The sequence below is a fragment of the Collinsella intestinalis DSM 13280 genome (assembly GCF_000156175.1).
Lineage (GTDB): Bacteria > Actinomycetota > Coriobacteriia > Coriobacteriales > Coriobacteriaceae > Collinsella > Collinsella intestinalis.
The window spans coordinates 1,429,435-1,443,597 of the sequence record NZ_GG692710.1 but is presented as its reverse complement, the minus strand read 5'-3'; the positions used below and the strand labels follow the sequence as shown (position 1 = coordinate 1,443,597).

Genomic DNA, 14,163 nt, shown 5'->3' with positions numbered 1-14,163 from the left:
GATTTACGCGTCCTTCATCTTCACGTCGAGAGCGTCACGCAGGCCGTCGCCGAGCAGGGTGAACGCGAGAACGGTGGTCAGGATGGCAAGACCGGGCAGGATCATGAGCCAGGGCTCGGTCTGCAGGAACTTCTGACCCTCCTGGATCAGCGTGCCCCACGAGGGATCCGGCGGGATGACGCCCATGCCGAGGAAGGACAGGGCAGACTCGGTCAGGATGGCACCGCCGATGTTCATGGTCGCGTACACGACGATGGAGGCGACGGAGTTGGGGAAGATGTGGCGGGCGATGATGCGAGCATCAGACGCACCCATGGCACGGGCGGCGTCGATGTAGTCGCTCTCCTTGACGGAGAGGATCGCGGAGCGGAACACACGGGCGATCTGCGGCCAGCCGAGAATACCGATGGCGAAGAACACGTTCTGGATGCCGTTGCCGATGACCGCGATCATGGCGATGACGAACAGCGTGTACGGGAACGCCAGGAAGGTATCGGCGAGACGCATGATAATCGTATCCCAGATGCCACCGTAATACGCAGCGATGGCGCCCATCACCAAGCCGATGATGGTGGAGATGCCGGTTGCAACGATACCGACGGTGAGAGAGATGCGGGCACCGTAGATGACGCGGGAAAGAACATCGCGGCCGAGGGTGTCGGTGCCGAACGGATGCTCAAGAGACGGCGCAAGGCGGGAGTTTGCCGCCATGGTGGCCGTGTCGGATGCGGTCGGATCGCCCAGAACCTGCGGGACCCACAGATCGGCGGTGACCGCGACGAGGATGATGATGGTAAGCCACACGACGGCGAACATCGCGAGCTTGTTCTTCCTCAGACGCTTGAAGGCGTCGCCCCAAAGGGTGCGCGTGGGCTTGTCGGACTTATCGGCGACGACATGATGCTCCGCCGCGACGGCACGGGCCTGATCGCCCATGTTGCTCATTGGATACTGCACGTTACTCCCCTCCTACTTATCGCTCTTGCTGCCAAGGCGGATACGCGGATCGAGGAACGCGTAGCTCACATCGACAATGAGGTTGATGATCATGACCACGAACACGATGACGGTGACGGAACCCATGACGATGGGCCAGTCGCGCTGAGTGATGGCGACGTAGGTCATCTGACCGATGCCGGGCCAGTTGAAGACCGTCTCGGTCAGGATGGCACCGGCGAGCATGGCACCGAAGTCCATACCAATATATGTAACGACCGGGATGAGGGCGTTCTTGAGCGCGTGATGGAAGATGATGGAGCGCTTGGAAAGACCCTTGGCCTTAGCGGTGCGAATGTAATCCTGGTTCATAACCTCGACCAGCTGGGAGCGCATGATGCGCGCCGTGTAGGCGGTGGAGACGGCGGCCAGGGTGACGGCCGGCAGGATGTAATAGGTCCACGCGGGGAACTGCGGGAACGGACCGGGCACGCCGGAGACCGGAAGGGCGACCGCGCCACCCGTGGCATTCTTAAGCCAGATGCCGAAGATCAGCTGCAACAGCAGTCCGAGCCAGAAGGCGGGCATTGCGACGAGCATGGACGTGGTGAGCGTGACCAGGATGTCCCAGAAGGAGTAGCGCTTGATGGCGGAGATGATGCCGGCGCCGATACCCACGAAGGCCTCGATCACGATGGCGACCAGCGCGATCTGAACCGTATGCGGATACGCCTCGAAGATCATGTCCTTGACTGCACGGCCCTTCTGATAAGAAGTGCCGAGGTCGCCCTGGAGCAGATTGCCGAGGTAGTTGAAATAACGGTCGACCATCGGGGTCTCGATGGTGTTACCGTCTTCATCGAAGACGATATTGCCGTTCTCGTCCGTCACGATCAAGCCGTGAGCGGCACGGATGTTCATCTCCGTCTGGGGATCCATCTTCTTCTCGCCGGCGATCAGCTTGATCGGGTCGCCGGGCACGACATTCTGCATGATGAACAGAATGAGCGTGACGCCGAGGAAGACCGGGATGAACTGTAGGATTCGCTTGAGGATGTACCTGAGCACAGCGATACCCTCCCTAGTCTCATGGACACTACACCTAGCTGCAGTAGCATGCAGCATAAACTGTGATTATACGTCACTTGTCACTGAATACTGCGGGGATTATGCGTAGATATGCAGTCCACGCCCCCCATTTCCATACAAATCCAAAGCTCGTTACACAAAAAGCAGGACACCGCTTGCGCGATGTCCTGCTGTTCATAGCGCTTCTCGCTTTACGAGCGATCGAAACTATGCGAGCTCGGCGGTCTCGAAATGCGGCTTGGTCTGAGCGTCGTAATTGAGGGACTTCATGCGCTGGGAGCCAATGTAGTTGTGAGCGTAGAACATGATCGGGATGACCGGCATGTCCTTGCCGATGGTTCCGCAGATCTTACGGCAAGCGGCCTTGCGCTCCTCCTCGTCCTGAATCTGACGGGCGGCCAGCATGGCGGCGTCCATCTCCGGGTTGCTGTACTCCTCGTAGTTGTTGTCAGCACCGGTGAAGAAGTTCGGGTACAGGAAGTTGTCCATGGTCGGGTAGTCGGCAGTCCAGCCAAGGCGGCCGAGGCTGAAGTTCTTGTCGGACAGCTGCTGCAGGTAGGTAGCCCACTCGACGGTCTCCTGGGTGACCTTGATACCCACGGCCTCGAGGTCGAGCTGGACGGCGGACATGAGGTCGCCGTGATCGCCGTCGCCGTTGTAGTTCAGCGTGATCTCGACATCGCGCTTGCCGTCGGCGTTGGCGGGGTAACCGGCCTCATCGAGGAGCTTGGCGGCAGCCTCGGGATCGTACTTGCAGTCCTCCCAGACGTTCTCGGGGGAATCGTCGATGGAGGTCGGCATGATGGAGGTAGCCGGCATACGGGAGCCCTCGAACAGGGTGTCGACGATGTTCTGGCGGTTGATGGCCAGGGAGACGGCGCGACGGACCTTCGGGTCGGCGAGGACCGGATCCTGCGGGCTCGGGATCAGGAAGTAGGTGGAGAGCTCGGTGCCGAGCAGGCACTGCTTGCCGGGAGTGGAGGTAAAGCCGTCCTCGGACTCGCCGTACTTCTCAATGCACTCCTTGATCTTGCCGCTCGGGATGGCAGCGAAGTCGATGGAGCCGGCCTGGAACTCGTTGAACGCGGTGTCCGGGTTCTTCTGGATGGACATGTACACGCCGTCGAGGCTGGGCTTCTCACCGTAGTAATCCTCAAAGCGGGCCAGGGAGATGTACTGGTTGTGCTTCCAGGGCTCGGTCATCATGAACGGACCATTGCCGATGGGCTTCTCGAGGAACGCCTTGGGATCCTCATCAGCGCAGGCCGGCACGGGGGCGAGGCCGGGGTGGCAGCAGACGGCCGGGAAGTCGGCCATGGGGTCGGTCAGGGTGACCTCGAGGGTCAGCTCATCGACGGCCTTGAGGCCGGAGAACTCGTCGGTGTCGCCGGCGTTGAACTCGGCGTAACCGGCAACCGGGGCGAGGTGGTAGCAGATGTCGGACGGGGTCTCCATCTTGGGGGAAGCAACGCGCTTCCAGCCGCGGATGAAGGACTCGGCGTCGACGGGATCGCCGTTGTGGAACTTCATGCCCTCACGGAGCTTGAAGGTGTAGACGCGACCGTCCTCGGAGACCGTGGGGGCCTCGGCGGCGCAGCAGGGAACGGCGGAAGCGGAATCCCAGTCCCACTCCATAAGGCCGTCGAACACGTTGAAGACGACCGCGGTGCCCTGGTTCTCCTGAGCGTTATACGGATCGATGAACGCGGGCTCGGAGAGGTAGAAGTTCATGACCTTCTTGCCGGAAGCGTCGCCGCCACCGCCGTTCTCGCCGCCACCGCAGCCAGCGAGAGCAGCCACAGCGCCGGTAGCAAGGGCGCCACCGATGAAGGTACGACGACCCATCACGGGCTGGGAAAACTTGAAATTAGCCATGCCATCCTCCTTATAATGCAGGTTCACGGAGCACGACGCCGGTTGAGCACCCCTTTGGTGCGACCGGGGGTGCGAACACGTTGCCTTGCCCCGTTGCGCTTCGCGATGCCGCTAGGCTGTTCGGCTTCGCGCGATGGCCAATACCATAGCGCACTTTTGCATAATGGAGTACAAGTTTTCTGCCCGATTCCTGGCATTTTCTTTAGCTTGTTAGAGTATATGCAGGTAGAACAGCACTTTAGTGCATAAAAGAACGGCGAGGGGAACCTGAATACCCGACACAATGTTTCAACTGTGTAACGGAAGATCATCCCTCGCACACCTTTGACGAGAGCAGATCGACCGCCGGCCAATTTCCCGACGCCTATTAGCCGCCGATACGCTACAGCCTGGGCGACCGCTCATAAAAAAGACCCGACCGGACGATGCCGATCGGGTCCAAAAGCCTTATGAGCTCAAATCCTTACAGGCCGACAATGCCCTGCGGGAAGAAGAACATCGCCAGGACGACGCAGGCGGCGAACACGCAAGCAACGATGACCGTGAGCTTGTCGAGGTTCTTCTCCATGACGCCGGTTGCGGTGCTGGAGTTATACAGGGAGCTGGCGATCATGTCGGAAACGCCGGTGCCCTTGCCGGAATGCATGAGAACGAGCGCGATGAGCAAAAGCGTGGACAGCGCCCACACGGCGAAGAGAACGATCTGCAACGGACCCACGAGGACTCCTTCTAACCAAGAGAAACGTACAGCGGATAATAGTAGCACACTCCCCTGTCCTTCCGCGAAATTTCACTCACCTTCACCCTGACGAACGGATGCCAGTCAGGAGACGCGCGAAAAAGCCGCCGCCCTAAACGGGCGACGGCCTCTGTATGCGATCGACGCAAATGAATGGACGAGCGCTACTCCTCGATGGCGAGGACGCGACCCGTCATCTCGGCGCTGGGCTCGAGACCGGCCATGGTGAGCATGGTCGGGGCGATGTCGGACAGGCGACCGTCCTCGATGCCGACGAGCTTGGCGGTGTCACTCACGACGATGAACGGCACGCGGTTGGTGGTGTGGGCGGTGAAGGGCTTCTTCTCGCCATCAACCTCGTCAAACATGTGATCGGCGTTGCCGTGGTCGGCGGTGATCAGCGCAAAGCCGCCCTTGGCCTGAATGGCCGGGATGACCTTGGAGAGAGCCTCGTCGACGGCCTCGACGGCCTTGACCGCGGCCTCGAACACGCCAGTGTGGCCGACCATGTCGCAGTTGGCGAAGTTCACGATGTAGAAATCGGCGCGATCCTCGTTGATGGCCTCAACGAGCTTCTCGGTGACCTCGGGAGCGCTCATCTCGGGCTTGAGGTCGTAGGTGGCTACCTTGGGGCTGGCGACGAGGACGCGCTCCTCGCCGGCCTTGGGCTCCTCGATGCCACCGTTCATGAAGAACGTGACATGGGCGTACTTCTCGGTCTCGGCGGTGTGAAGCTGCTTGAGCCCGTTAGCGGCGATGACATCGGCCAGGACGTTCTTGGGGAACGTCTTGGGGAAGGCGACCTCGACGTCGAAGGACGGGTCGTACTCGGTCATCGTCACAAAGTGGGAAAGCTCGATCTTCTCGCGCTCGAAGCCGTCGAAGTCGGCGTCGGTGAAGGCGCGGGTCATCTGACGGGCGCGGTCCGGGCGGAAGTTGAAGAAGATGACGGCGTCGCCGGCGTGAATGCCCTCGTTGTGGCAGGCGAACGGATCGACAAACTCGTCACCGCGCGGGTCCTTCTCGTAGAAGGCCTTGATGCCGGCGACAGGATCGGCCTCGACGTCGGAAGCGTTGACCAGCACGTCGTAGGCGCTCTGGATGCGCTCCCAACGGTTATCGCGGTCCATGGCCCAGTAACGGCCGGAGACGGTGGCGATGCGGGCGTCGCACCCGGTCTTCTCAGAGACCTCGGCCAGGAAGGCGGCGAGCTCGGAAACATAGCCGGCGCCGGACTGCGGGTCGACGTCGCGACCGTCCATGAAGCAGTGGACGCGAACGGTCTTCACGCCGCGCTCGGCGGCCATGGCCACGAGAGCCTCGCAGTGGCTCTGCATAGAGTGCACGCCGCCGGGGCTCATAAGACCCATGAGGTGCAGGGTCTTGTCGGAAGCGGCGCAATCGTCCATAGCCTTGACGAAGACCTCGTTCTCCTTGAGGGAGCCGTCCTTGATGGCGTTGTTGATGCGCGAGAGCTCCTGGAAGACGATGCGGCCGGCGCCGATGTTGAGGTGGCCGACCTCGGAGTTGCCCATCTGACCGTCGGGCAGGCCGACGTCCTCGCCGGAAGCACCGAGGGTGGTGTGCGGATAGTTCGCATACAGGCTGTCGATAAAGGGCGTGTTGGCCGCGCTGACGGCGTTGTCAGAGCCCTCGGGCGCCAGACCGAAGCCGTCCATGATGACAAGCAGTGCAGGAAGGTGGCGGTTAGCCATGGTGAATTCTCCCCTAGTAAAAAGAATGGGCCGCAGCGCCTGAGCGCCGCGGCCCGATTGCAAGACGGGTGTTACTCCGCGGCCTTCACGACCATCTCGGAGAAGTCCGCGGCCTTGAGAGACGCGCCGCCAACGAGGGCGCCGTCGACGTCGGGCTTGGCCACGAGCTCGGCGATGTTGCCGGGCTTGGCGGAGCCGCCGTAAAGCACACGGATGCCATCGGCCATCTCGGCGCCGAAGAGCTCGACGAGGGCCTCACGCACGGCGTGGCAGACCTCCTGGGCGTCATCGGCAGTGGCGGTCATGCCGGTGCCGATGGCCCAGATGGGCTCGTAAGCGACGACGAGCTGATCGGCGGAGGCGAGCTCGAGACCCTCGAGACCGGCCTTCACCTGGGCGACGACGTGCTCCACGTAGGTGCCGGCCTCGCGAACCTCAAGGGGCTCGCCGCAGCAGAAGACGGGAACGATGCCGCCGGCGACGAGCGCCTTGGCCTTCTTGTTCTGGTCCTCATCGGACTCGTGGAAATAGTCACGACGCTCGGAGTGACCGATGATGCAGTAGGTGCAGCCGGCAGACTTGAGCATCGGGACGGAGGTCTCGCCGGTGTAGGCGCCGGAAGCCTCCCAGTAGCAGTTCTGGGCGCCCAGGGCGATGGCGGAACCCTCGAGCTTGTGAGCGACGCAGCACAGGTCGATGGTGGGCGGGCACACGAGGACCTCAACACCGGCGGGGACCTCGGGCAGGGCCTCGACGAGCTCGGCGGCGAGGGCCTTGGCGGCCTCGCGGTCGTTGTTCATCTTCCAGTTGCCCGCGATAAGGGTGGTGCGATTATTCGGCATCGTTCAGAGCCTCCACTCCAGGAAGGGCCTTACCCTCGACGAGCTCCATGGAAGCGCCACCGCCGGTGGAGATCCAGCTCATCTTGTCGGCCAGGTTGAACTTGTTGACGGCCGCGACGGAGTCGCCACCGCCGATGATGGAGGTGCAGTCGGCCTCGGCGACGGCCTCGGCGATAGCCTGGGTGCCGTGGGCGAAGTTGTCGAACTCGAAGACGCCCATGGGGCCGTTCCAGAACACGGTCTTGGCGCCCTTGATGGCCTCGGCGTAGATCTCCTCGGTCTTGGGGCCGATGTCCATGCCCTCGCGGTCATCGGGAATCGCGTCAGAGGCAACGACCTCGGGCACGGCGTCCTCGCCGAAGTGGTCGGCAACGCGGTTGTCGATGGGGAGCAGGATCTTGACGCCCTTCTCCTCGGCCTTCTTCAGCATCTCGCCGGCGCGCTCGACCCAATCCTCTTCCTTGAGAGAGTTGCCCACGGTCATGCCCTGGGCGAGGAAGAAGGTGTAAGCCATGCCGCCACCGATGATCAGGGTGTCGGCGGAGTCGATGAGGTGATCGAGGACGCCGATCTTGGAGGAAACCTTGGAACCGCCGACGATGGCGACGAGCGGGCGCTCAGGGTTGGCGAAGATACCGGTGAGGGTATCGACCTCCTTCTCGAGCAGGAAGCCGGCCACGGCAGGCAGATACTCGGCGGGGCCCACGACGGAACCCTGGGAGCGGTGGGCGGTGCCGAAGGCGTCGAGGACAAAGACGTCGCCGTAAGAAGCGAGCGTCTTGGCGATCTCGGGGTCGTTCTTCTTCTCGCGCTTGTCGAAGCGGACGTTCTCGAGAACGAGGACCTTGCCGGGCTCGAGAGCCTCGACAGCGGCAGCGGCCTTCTCGCCGTACGTGTCGGCGACGAAGGTCACATCAAGGCCGGAGAGCTCGGCGAGCTTGGCGGCGACGGGCTCGAGGGAGAACTCGGGCTGGAAGCCGGTGCCGTCCGGACGGCCGAGGTGGCTCATGAGGATGACGCGGGCGTTGTGGTCGACCAGGTACTTGATGGTCGGGAGGGCGGCGTTGATGCGGGTGGTGTCACCGACAACGCCGTCCTTGATCGGCACGTTGAAGTCGACGCGGACGAGGACGCGCTTGCCGTCGACGTCGATGTCGCGGACGGTCTTCTTGGTGAAAGCCATGTCCATTCCTTTCTTATTTGACGAGCGGTGGACGATGCGTCCATCCGCTTGAAAAAGGGCGCGACCCCGGGCATACGCCATGAGGCCGCGCCCTCCTATAGACGCTTGGTCTAGATGCGAGAATAACCGCGCAACTTAGGCGACGAACTTCTCGAAGTACTTGATGGTGCGGACCATCTGGGAGGTGTAGGAGTTCTCGTTGTCGTACCAAGAAACAACCTGAACCAGGGTCTGGCCGTTGCCGAGGTCGGCGCACATGGTCTGGGTGGCGTCGAAGATGGAGCCGTGGGTCTCACCGATGATGTCGGTGGAGACGATCTCGTCCTCGTTGTAGCCGAAGGTCTCGGAGATGGTCTCGGCGTAAGCCTTCATAGCGGCGTTGACCTCGTCCTTGGTGACGACCTTGTCGACGACGGCGTAAAGGTTGGTGAGGGAGCCGGTCGGCGTAGGAACGCGCTGGGCGGCACCGATGAGCTTGCCGTTGAGCTCAGGCAGAACCAGGCCGATGGCCTTGGCGGCACCGGTGGAGTTCGGGACGATGTTCACGGCGCAGGCGCGGGAGCGACGCTTGTCACCCTTGCGCTGCGGGCCGTCGAGAGCCATCTGGTCGCCGGTCCAGGCGTGGATGGTGGTCATGATGCCGGACACGATGGGGGCGAAGTCGTTCAGACCCTTGGCCATCGGGGCGAGGCAGTTGGTGGTGCAGGAAGCGGCGGAGATGATGTCGTCCTCAGCCGTGAGCTCCTCGTGGTTCACGTTGTAGACGATGGTGGGCAGGTCGTTACCGGCCGGAGCGGAGATGACGACCTTCTTGGCGCCAGCGTTGATGTGAGCCTGGGCCTTGGCCTTGGAGGTGTAGAAGCCGGTGCACTCGAGCACGACGTCGACGTCGAGGTCGCCCCAAGGCAGGTTGTTGGCGTCGGCCTCCTTGTAGATCTTGATCTCCTTGCCGTCAACGATGATGGCGTCCTCGGTGGCCTCGACCTTGTGATCGCGGGAGTAGTTGCCCTGCGTGGAGTCGTACTTCAGCAGGTACGCGAGCATGTCGGGAGAGGTGAGGTCGTTGATGGCGACGATCTCGGAGCCCTCGTGACCGAACATCTGACGGAAGGCCAGACGACCGATACGACCGAAGCCGTTGATAGCAACCTTAACTGCCATGTGTGTCTCCTTTCATTGGACCTCCCGCGGGCTGGCTGCCCGCCGTTGAAGTCCGAAAACTAACCACTCACCAAATATACCTTTTTTCCGCTTGCTCAATCGTGTGATTGGCAACTTTCGGACAAAAGTCCCAGTTTGAAACGTTTCACCATGCTATCGACCCCTAAGACCAGGGTCGTCATCGGTAGTTGAGACGCTTCAATCCCCTTCATGTGACGCCCTTGCCTCCTCAACCATCTTCTCCAGGCGCAACACACGGTGGTAGAGAGCCGACTTCGACAGGGATGGTTGCGCCATCTCCCCGAGATCGCGCAACGACAGGTCGGGGTGATTCTCGCGCAGGCGGCAAAACGTCTCGAGCGCCTCGGGCAGACCGGGACGCAACCCCAAATCATCGAGGGCCTCGATAAGCTCGAGCTGACGTTGGGCCGCGCCGGCGCTGCGCGTCTGGTTGGCGAGCTCGGCGTTCACGCGTCTGTTCACCTGGTTCTTCACGTGCTTGACCGCGCGAGCCTCCTCGATCTCCGCGACGGCGCGCGTGGCCCCAAGCTTCGCGAGCAGGCGCCTGATGTCCTCGGCGCTTTTGATATAGACCGCATAGGCGCCCCGGCGCGGGTTGACACGCGCCTGGACCCCCATGCCGCAAATGAGATCGGCCAGATCGTGGGCGAATTGCTCGCCTTGCACGGCAATCTCGAGATGGAAGTCACCGCGCGGGTCGGCCACGAAGCCGCCGGCAATGAGGCTGCCTCGCACAAACGCGCGGCGGCAGCAGGCGCGGTTCGCGACGTGTTTGGGCACGCCGGCAACCAAACCACCCGAGCGGTCGAGAATGCCCAGCAGGATGAGGGCCTTTTCCAAATCGGGCTGATCGGGCAGGACGATGAGGTAATTGCGCACGCGGTGCAGGACGGAGCGGCGGACGGTGAGGTCCGTCTTGAGCTTCAATATCTTGTGCGTGAGCTCGATCATCGTGCGCGCAACCGCACCCGTCTCCGTGGCGACCTGGAGCTGGTATCCCCCGCGCCCGCTGATCGAGAGCGTGCCGCACACCCGGACGAGCGCGGCGAGCGTCGAGACGTCGCAGTACGCGCACTCGGGAGCGCAGCGCGCGAGCTCGTCGCGAACCTCTGCCGTAAAGGACATCTACCTCATCACCTCCGCGAGCGCAGCGGCAAGGCGCCCGGCATCATGGACGGCCGGGGATTCCCCACCCGTGAAATCTCGTACGACGACGCGCCCGGCTAAAGATCCGATGCGCTCGAGGTCCGCGGCGCTCGCCTCAATCGGGCCGAACGGCGCCTGCTTGACCGCGTCGATCATCGAGGCCGAAACCGGCCCTTCATCTTCTGCGGCATGCTCAGCCGCCTCCTGCGCAGCACGCTCGACGATACGCTGCCAAGCGCGCTTCTCATACGGATGGACGAATTCGGGGCCTTGCGCCCGATGGACCAAAACCGCGTCAAGCGCCCCCTCGAGACCGCAGGCGACCAAGGCCTCAACATGATCTGCCACGCTCATGCCGGCAGTCTCCCCCAACGAGTCGATTTTGGGGCAGACGAACACCCGTGTGGCGCTGGTTGCTGCAAGCGCATCGCGGATCCCGGGGACCAACACGTTGGGAATGATTGAGGTGAACAGCGAGCCGGGACCAAGAACCACAAGGTCCGCGTTGAGAATCGCCTCGACGGCCTCCTCGTTCGCCGCAGGGCACGCGGGTTCCAGACGCACCTCGGACATGGTACGCAGACCATAGGAGATGCGGGCCTGGCCGTACACCGCATCGCCCTCGCGCGTGCGCCCGGAAAGGCTCACGAGCTCCAGGGTCGAGGGGTGCACATGCCCAACACACTCGAGCAGGCGCTCGCACGTGCGAATCGCGCCGACGAACGAATCGGTCTCTTTGGCAAGAGCCACCAGCAGCAGATTGCCGAGCGCGTGGTCGTCGATGTAGGGGAAACGATGGGCGAACGCGCGAGCGAGCGGGGCGGTGGGGTCGGCGGCCAGAGCGGACAGGCACTTGCGCACGTCTCCGGGCGGCACGATATGCTCCCGCTCGCGCAAGAGGCCAGTCGACCCACCATCGTCGGCCATGGCGACCACCGAGTCGATATGCGCCCCCATGAGCCGGAGGGCCGCTATGAGGCGCGGCTGGCCGGTGCCGCCGCCGATGGAAACCGCCCTGAGGCTCTGATCGGGCATCGTTAGCTCCTGAGATTCGCCTTGGCGAGGTCGCGATGGGAGATACTCACGTGGTACTGATGGCGCTCCAAGTAACGCCCGGTCGCCTCGGCGATGGCGACGCTGCGATGCTGACCGCCAGTGCATCCGATCGCGATGGAGAGTCTCGGCTTGCCCTCGGCGATATACCCGGGCATGACGGCATCGAGCAGGCGGAACCAGGCGTCAAGGAACTCCTGCGTCTTGGGATGGTCGATCACGAAGTTGGAGACCTTCTCATCAAGACCGGTAAGCGTGCGCATCTCGGGGTCGTAGAAGGGATTGGGCAGGAACCGCACGTCGATCATGAGGTCCGCCTCAACCGGAAGCCCATGTTTGAAGCCGAAGGAAAACACGTGGACGTCCATCAGCTGCTCGTCGCTGAGCTCTGAAAATGCGGTCTGAAGGCGCCTACGCAACGTCGCCGTGCGCATACGGCTCGTATCGATGACGAGGTCGGCGCGCTCACGGATGCTCGCCAGCGCCATCCGCTCACGCTGGATTGCGTCGGCCATCGTGTCGCCGCGCTTTGCGAGCGGATGACGGCGGCGATTCTCGCTGTATCGGCGAATAAGCACCTCGTCCGAAGCCTCGAGGAACAGTACCTTGCAGGTCATCTCATGGTCGCGCAGCGTCTCGATGGTGTCGAGCAGCTCATCGAAGAGCCCCTGGCTGCGCAGGTCGCTCGTAACGCACAGATGGCGCCCCACGCCCGTGTTGATACCGATGATCTCGGCGAGTTGCATGATGAGGCTTGGGGGCAGGTTGTCGATGCAGAAATAACCCATGTCCTCAAACACGTGCATGGCCTGCGTGCGGCCGGAACCGGACATGCCGGTGATGATGACGATATCGGGGACGCGGTCGGCGTGCTCGGCCGAGATGGTATCTGGGCGCTCGGACATGATGGGCCTTTCATCTGGATCGAAGCGTTAGCGAATCATTGGTACGAGTATATCCCCTCATGCGACGGCAAACGAAAACACCGCGCCTCGGCCGAAGCCCAGACGCGGTGAAGTTATGCCATACGGGAACAGGCGTTAGATGTGGCTCACGATGAGGGTCATACAGCCCTCGAACGAGAGGTCGTCGCACATCGAGGTCGCAACGAAGTGATCCCCCGCCTTGAGCGGGCTGCCATTGACCGAGCCCTCGCCCGCCATGACCGTCACGCAAAGGAACGGGTTGCCGGCGCTCGCCGCGGGATACGTAAGGGCGCCATCGAGATACACACGGTCGACGGAGTAGGCGGGGCAATCGACCAGATGCGTGACACCATCGACCTCGTGGGCCGTGATCTCTCCCGTCTCCGGGGCCTTCGCCTCATAATCGACAACGTCAAGGGACTTGTCGATATGCAGATCGCGCAGGGACCCGTCGTCCTGACGGCGGTCGTAGTCGTACAGACGATAGGTGACATCGCTGGACTGCTGCGTCTCGAGAATCACGGTCCCACGCTTAATGGCGTGCACCGTGCCGGCGTCGATCTGGAAGAAATCACCGGGATGGATGGGGATCTCGTTCAGGACCTCGCCCCAGCGGCCCTCCTCGATGGCGGCGGCGAGCTCCTCGCGAGAGGTCGCACGCTGGCCGACGATGATCGTGGCGTCGCCATCGCAATCGATGACATACCAGCACTCGGTCTTGCCGAGGGACCCGTTCTCGTGCTCGGCGGCATACGCATCGCCCGGGTGGACCTGAACGGACAGGTCGTCGGTGGCGTCGAGGATCTTGACCAGCAGGGGGAATCGGTCGTCATCGAGACCGCCGAACAGCTCGGGACGCTCATCCCATGCCTGAGAGAGGAACATGCCGGCAAGCGGGCCCGAGGCGATCTTGCAATCCCCGTTAGGATGGGCGGAAATGCCCCAGCACTCCCCCACCGGGCCGTCCGGGATCTCGTAGCCGTACATCTCCTCGAGCTTACGGCCTCCCCAGATCTTGCCGTGGAAGACCGGCTCCATGAACAGCAGGTCGGTTGAAATATCCATGCGTACCCTCCTTGCCCTCGCGCGAGATGTCCTCGCACCTTAGTCCCACCCATGATACCGTCCTCCGCGCCGGCGCACTCCCCTTTTCCCATCGACAAAGCGCATTTACCAAAATCGAGTCATCGGCGATTCGAGAAAGCGCAGGACGGAATTGAAAAACAACGGGCGCCCCAATCTGAACTGCAACCCAAAACTTGGACGGCCTAAATAAAGAGCGGCTAGGCCGCTAAGGACTGATTCCGGAACTCCTCCGGGGTCAGTCCTTTCAGTTTAACCTGCCTCCGCCTCGTGTTCCAATGAATCACGTACGCGTCGAGGTCTCGCTTGAATTCCTCGAAACTCGGCCACCTCCGGCCTCGGAAGAACTCGTCCTTGATATGGCCGAAGACCTGCTCGGTGGCGCCGTTGTCGA

13 protein-coding genes are annotated in these 14,163 nt (G+C 62.4%); all 13 read right to left on the bottom strand.

Translation table 11 applies throughout. From position 1 onward, the window contains the following. Positions 1-3: 3 nt before the first annotated feature. Positions 4-945: an ABC transporter permease gene (locus COLINT_RS06450; protein WP_006723649.1), complete on the bottom strand. Its 942-nt coding sequence runs from the start codon at positions 943-945 to the stop codon at positions 4-6. A gap of 24 nt (positions 946-969) precedes the next feature. Next, positions 970-2,004, bottom strand: a complete 1,035-nt coding sequence (locus tag COLINT_RS06445; protein WP_039910423.1) for an ABC transporter permease — start codon at positions 2,002-2,004, stop codon at positions 970-972. A gap of 228 nt (positions 2,005-2,232) precedes the next feature. Continuing rightward, positions 2,233-3,900 (bottom strand): peptide ABC transporter substrate-binding protein, encoded by a 1,668-nt coding sequence (locus COLINT_RS06440; protein ID WP_006723646.1) that lies wholly within the window; start codon positions 3,898-3,900, stop codon positions 2,233-2,235. A gap of 463 nt (positions 3,901-4,363) precedes the next feature. After that, positions 4,364-4,618 (bottom strand): preprotein translocase subunit SecG, encoded by a 255-nt coding sequence (gene secG, locus COLINT_RS06435; protein ID WP_039910422.1) that lies wholly within the window; start codon positions 4,616-4,618, stop codon positions 4,364-4,366. Between the two features lie 185 nt (positions 4,619-4,803). Continuing rightward, the gene (gpmI, locus tag COLINT_RS06430) at positions 4,804-6,354 is read right to left on the bottom strand and encodes a 2,3-bisphosphoglycerate-independent phosphoglycerate mutase (protein WP_006723643.1); all 1,551 of its coding nucleotides are present in this window, start codon (positions 6,352-6,354) and stop codon (positions 4,804-4,806) included. A 71-nt stretch (positions 6,355-6,425) separates the two neighbouring features. Then, positions 6,426-7,196 (bottom strand): triose-phosphate isomerase, encoded by a 771-nt coding sequence (gene tpiA, locus COLINT_RS06425; RefSeq protein ID WP_006723642.1) that lies wholly within the window; start codon positions 7,194-7,196, stop codon positions 6,426-6,428. Beyond that, positions 7,186-8,379 carry a phosphoglycerate kinase gene (locus COLINT_RS06420; RefSeq protein ID WP_039910421.1) on the bottom strand — a complete coding sequence of 398 codons (1,194 nt, stop codon included), beginning with the start codon at positions 8,377-8,379 and terminating at the stop codon, positions 7,186-7,188. Before COLINT_RS06420 ends, tpiA begins: the two co-directional genes overlap by 11 nt. A gap of 135 nt (positions 8,380-8,514) precedes the next feature. Beyond that, positions 8,515-9,540: a type I glyceraldehyde-3-phosphate dehydrogenase gene (gene gap / locus COLINT_RS06415; RefSeq protein WP_006723640.1), complete on the bottom strand. Its 1,026-nt coding sequence runs from the start codon at positions 9,538-9,540 to the stop codon at positions 8,515-8,517. Between the two features lie 198 nt (positions 9,541-9,738). Continuing rightward, complete coding sequence (gene whiA / locus COLINT_RS06410; RefSeq protein ID WP_006723639.1) at positions 9,739-10,686, bottom strand: DNA-binding protein WhiA; 948 nt, start codon at positions 10,684-10,686, stop codon at positions 9,739-9,741. Continuing rightward, positions 10,687-11,742 carry a gluconeogenesis factor YvcK family protein gene (locus COLINT_RS06405; RefSeq protein ID WP_006723638.1) on the bottom strand — a complete coding sequence of 352 codons (1,056 nt, stop codon included), beginning with the start codon at positions 11,740-11,742 and terminating at the stop codon, positions 10,687-10,689. A gap of 2 nt (positions 11,743-11,744) precedes the next feature. Beyond that, positions 11,745-12,665 carry an RNase adapter RapZ gene (rapZ, locus tag COLINT_RS06400; RefSeq protein WP_006723637.1) on the bottom strand — a complete coding sequence of 307 codons (921 nt, stop codon included), beginning with the start codon at positions 12,663-12,665 and terminating at the stop codon, positions 11,745-11,747. A 135-nt stretch (positions 12,666-12,800) separates the two neighbouring features. Next, positions 12,801-13,751: a type I phosphomannose isomerase catalytic subunit gene (locus COLINT_RS06395; RefSeq protein WP_006723636.1), complete on the bottom strand. Its 951-nt coding sequence runs from the start codon at positions 13,749-13,751 to the stop codon at positions 12,801-12,803. 218 nt (positions 13,752-13,969) lie between these two features. Next, positions 13,970-14,163, bottom strand: a 194-nt coding sequence (locus COLINT_RS06390; protein ID WP_006723634.1) for an IS3 family transposase, incomplete at its 5' end; no start/stop codon positions are given.

Coding starts and splice junctions, on each gene's coding strand:
- COLINT_RS06450 (WP_006723649.1), bottom strand. CDS start 945: ATGAGCAACATGGGCGATCAGGCCCGTGCCGTCGCGGCGGAGCATCAT.
- COLINT_RS06440 (WP_006723646.1), bottom strand. CDS start 3,900: ATGGCTAATTTCAAGTTTTCCCAGCCCGTGATGGGTCGTCGTACCTTC.
- gpmI (WP_006723643.1), bottom strand. CDS start 6,354: ATGGCTAACCGCCACCTTCCTGCACTGCTTGTCATCATGGACGGCTTC.
- tpiA (WP_006723642.1), bottom strand. CDS start 7,196: ATGCCGAATAATCGCACCACCCTTATCGCGGGCAACTGGAAGATGAAC.
- COLINT_RS06420 (WP_039910421.1), bottom strand. CDS start 8,379: ATGGCTTTCACCAAGAAGACCGTCCGCGACATCGACGTCGACGGCAAG.
- gap (WP_006723640.1), bottom strand. CDS start 9,540: ATGGCAGTTAAGGTTGCTATCAACGGCTTCGGTCGTATCGGTCGTCTG.
- whiA (WP_006723639.1), bottom strand. CDS start 10,686: ATGTCCTTTACGGCAGAGGTTCGCGACGAGCTCGCGCGCTGCGCTCCC.
- COLINT_RS06405 (WP_006723638.1), bottom strand. CDS start 11,742: ATGCCCGATCAGAGCCTCAGGGCGGTTTCCATCGGCGGCGGCACCGGC.
- rapZ (WP_006723637.1), bottom strand. CDS start 12,665: ATGTCCGAGCGCCCAGATACCATCTCGGCCGAGCACGCCGACCGCGTC.
- COLINT_RS06395 (WP_006723636.1), bottom strand. CDS start 13,751: ATGGATATTTCAACCGACCTGCTGTTCATGGAGCCGGTCTTCCACGGC.